The 4,028-nt window shown below is 36.7% G+C and carries 3 protein-coding genes; all 3 read left to right on the top strand.

The features are described from left to right. Positions 1 to 939 (top strand): citrate/2-methylcitrate synthase (locus RTL21_RS23065; protein ID WP_312099514.1); only part of this gene is annotated, 939 nt, incomplete at its 5' end. 209 nt (positions 940 to 1,148) lie between these two features. Beyond that, positions 1,149 to 2,417, top strand: a complete 1,269-nt coding sequence (gene icd / locus RTL21_RS23060; protein WP_312099512.1) for an NADP-dependent isocitrate dehydrogenase — start codon at positions 1,149 to 1,151, stop codon at positions 2,415 to 2,417. 185 nt (positions 2,418 to 2,602) lie between these two features. Further along, positions 2,603 to 3,541, top strand: coding sequence for a malate dehydrogenase (mdh, locus tag RTL21_RS23055; protein ID WP_312099520.1), 939 nt, complete (start codon positions 2,603 to 2,605; stop codon positions 3,539 to 3,541). The last annotated feature ends 487 nt before the right edge of the window (positions 3,542 to 4,028 follow it).

The following is a 4,028-nucleotide window of genomic DNA, read 5'->3' as shown; positions in this document are numbered from 1 at the left end:
GCAAAACTAAAACAAGAATTAGCAGACAATGCTGAATTACCTGCCTCTTTGATTGAACAAATGAAACTAATGCCATTAGATAAAGTACATCCAATGGCTGTCCTTCGTTCAAGTGTATCATTATTAGGAGCATATGATGAAAATGCTGATAGCATGGATTCTGAATCAAACTATTTAAAAGCTGTAAGACTTCAAGCGAAAATTCCAACGATCGTAACAGCTTTTTCAAGATTAAGAAAAGGACTAGATCCAATTGCTCCAAGAAAAGATTTAGGCTTTGCCGCTAATTTCCTTTATATGCTGAATGGAAAAGAGCCAGAGGCAATTGCTATTGAGGCTTTTAATAAAGCGCTCGTTCTTCATGCAGATCATGAGTTAAATGCTTCTACTTTTACTGCTAGAGTATGTGTTGCGACTTTATCGGATGTATATTCGGGCATTACTTCGGCAATTGGAGCATTAAAAGGACCACTGCATGGTGGTGCAAACGAAGCGGTTATGAAGATGCTGACAGAAATAGGGACTATCGAAAATGTAGAGCCATATATTAGAGAAAAAATGGCGAATAAAGAAAAGATAATGGGATTTGGTCATCGAGTGTATCGAAAGGGCGATCCTCGTGCCAAGCATTTAAAGGAAATGGCAAGAAAATTAACACAATTAACAGGCGAACCTCAGTTATATGATATGAGTATTAAGATTGAGACTTTGTTAAAAGAAGAGAAAAATCTAGTGCCGAATGTAGACTTCTTTTCTGCATCTGTTTATCATAGTCTAGGTATTGACCATGATTTATTTACACCAATTTTTGCTGTAAGCAGAGTGTCAGGATGGCTTGCTCACATTCTTGAACAGTATGAGAATAATCGTCTCATTCGACCAAGAGCAGATTATGTAGGTCCTGAACGTTTGGAATACGTACCAGTTCATCAACGCTAAAAGAGGATATCATTTCCCATAGAGCAAAAGGATGATATATACTTATTGTTGTAGAATTTAATTTACGTATAGGCGTTTTCCTTTTTTTATTCGTCAGAATAGTAAATATAATTAGCTTTTTTAAGCTTGTTATAATAAATTTATTTCATTCTTTTTCCAATGGGTAGCATTGGAAAAAGAAAACAATTTTTTTACGGAGGGATAGAAACATGCAAGGAGAAAAAATTACAGTAGTAGATGGAGTATTAAATGTACCAGCAAATCCGATTGTTCCTTATATCGAAGGGGACGGAATTGGACCAGATATTTGGGCAGCGTCATCAAGAGTATTGGATGCTGCTGTTGAAAAAGCATACAATGGGGAAAAGAAAATTGTTTGGAAAGAAGTTTTGGCTGGGGAAAAAGCATTTAATGAAACTGGAGAATGGTTACCTTCTGAAACATTAGATGTTATTAAAGAATATTTAATTGCGATTAAAGGACCATTAACTACACCAGTTGGCGGAGGCATTCGCTCTTTAAACGTTGCTCTACGTCAAGAATTAGATCTTTTTGTTTGTTTACGTCCAGTAAGATGGTTTGAAGGAGTACCATCTCCTGTAAAAAGACCTCAAGATACAGATATGGTTATCTTCCGTGAAAATACTGAAGATATTTACGCTGGAATTGAGTATGAAAAAGGATCAGAAGCTGTTTCAAAATTAATTAACTTTTTACAAGCAGAAATGGGAGTTAATAAAATTAGATTTCCTGAAACATCTGGAATTGGAATTAAACCAGTCTCAGAAGAAGGAACAAGTCGTTTAGTAAGAGCTGCCATTAATTATGCGATTAAAGAAGGTCGTAAATCTGTAACTCTAGTACATAAAGGTAACATTATGAAATATACGGAAGGTGCATTTAAAAACTGGGGTTATGAATTAGCAGAAAAAGAATTTGGAGATAAAGTATTTACTTGGGCTCAGTATGATCGTATTAAAGAAGAGCAAGGTTCTGATGCGGCAAATAAAGCACAAGCAGAGGCTGAAGCAGATGGTAAGATCATTATCAAAGATTCTATTGCTGATATTTTCCTTCAACAAATTCTTACTCGTCCGAAAGAGTTTGATGTTGTTGCGACAATGAATCTAAACGGAGATTATATCTCAGATGCTTTAGCAGCACAGGTTGGTGGAATTGGTATTGCACCAGGAGCAAATATTAATTATGAAACAGGCCATGCTATTTTTGAAGCAACACATGGTACTGCTCCAAAATATGCTGGTTTAGATAAAGTAAATCCATCTTCTGTTATTCTTTCAGGTGTTCTAATGCTTGAACATTTAGGTTGGACAGAAGCTGCTCAATTGGTTATTCAATCCGTGGAAAATACAATTGCTTCTAAAGTTGTAACTTATGACTTTGCTCGTTTGATGGAAGGTGCAACAGAAGTGAAATGTTCAGAATTCGGTGATGAATTAATTAAGAACATGGGTTAATAACAAATAGAAGAAGAGATAGTCTCATCTCTTCTTCCTTTTTGCCCAAAATAGGTTTTGCTGGATTGGATTAGAATGGGATAAGCTTTTTAGAAAAGTAATTCTAGATTGAGTAAAAGGGGACTTTCTCTAGTAGTTACTGAATTGGTGGGCTCATACATTCTCGGTCTAATGAGGGGGAAATAATAATGGTGAAGCGCAAGAAAATTTCAATCATCGGTGGTGGATTTACTGGTTCCACAACGGCTTTTCTACTTGCTCAAAAAGAGCTTGGAGATATTGTATTGTTAGATGTTCCGCGAAATGAAAATTCAACAAAAGGAAAAGCCTTAGATATGTTTGAAGCAAGTCCTGTACAAGGGTTTGATGCAAATATTATTGGAACTTCCGATTATAAGGATACAGCAGATTCTGATATTGTCGTGATTACAGCTGGTATGGCAAGAAAGCCAGGTATGAGTAGGGATGACCTTGTTCAGACGAATCAATCTATTATGAAATCGGTAACTAAGGAAGTAGTACAATATTCACCTAATTGTATCATTATTGTACTTACTAATCCTGTTGATGCCATGACTTATACTGTTTATAAAGAATCAGGTTTCCCAAAAAATAGAGTGATTGGCCAGTCTGGAGTTTTGGATTCCGCTCGCTTTCGAAGCTTTGTTGCAATGGAGCTAAATCTCTCTGTAAAAGATATTACAGGATTTGTATTAGGAGGACATGGTGATGATATGGTACCGCTTATTCGTTATTCTTATGCAGGCGGCATCCCATTAGAATCGCTAATTCCAAAACATAGATTAGAAGAGATTATCGAAAGAACAAGAAATGGCGGGGCTGAAATTGTAAATCTTCTTGGTAATGGAAGTGCTTATTATGCTCCGGCAGCTTCATTAGTTGATATGTGCGAGGCAATTATTAAAAGTCAAAGACGAGTATTACCAACCATTGCATATTTAGAAGGAGAATACGGCTATAACGATCTTTATCTAGGTGTACCAACTATTCTAGGCGGAAATGGAATCGAACAAATAATCGAACTGGATTTAACAGATGAAGAAAAAGCGGCACTAGATAAATCCGTTCATTCCGTTCGCAATGTACTAACAGTATTGACTTAAGTAAAAAAGTCGGCAACTCTATAAAAAGAGTTAGCCGATTTTTTTATTGGGATGTTTTTTGTTTGTTGTACCGATTAAAAAAAGGTGTTAAAGCAAATTTTGCAGTCTGAATACACGGAGACTTATGCGAGGATTAGCGAGAGAGGTGAGACCCTACAGGCAAAACCGAAGAAGGCATAAGCTTAGCCTATGGAGAGCGAAGTGTATTTAGGCTGCGGGTTAGTAGCGTTAAACTTTGCCAAAACAGTGAGTGTACCCAAAAATCGGTCATCCTAATAAAGGTGAGTCAACAACCCACGACTGAAGTCACGGGCTTGTAAGGTCTTGCGACCTTTGGAATTTACAGCGGACAACAAGACCAATGTCTTGCCTTCAAATCACGCTAGAGATACTGTTTTGGGCTCCAAGCAACCCGTTTGTATTATTATACCAAAACTGTTTGCAGTAGTAGTATATGTCTTCTTTGCTTTTAGCCAAGAAAGAGAAT

The organism is Niallia sp. (genome assembly GCF_031978665.1).
Taxonomy (GTDB): domain Bacteria; phylum Bacillota; class Bacilli; order Bacillales; family Cytobacillaceae; genus Niallia.
This window is presented reverse-complemented; position numbering and strand designations above follow the sequence as displayed.

Coding starts and splice junctions, on each gene's coding strand:
- icd (WP_312099512.1), top strand. CDS start 1,149: ATGCAAGGAGAAAAAATTACAGTAGTAGATGGAGTATTAAATGTACCA.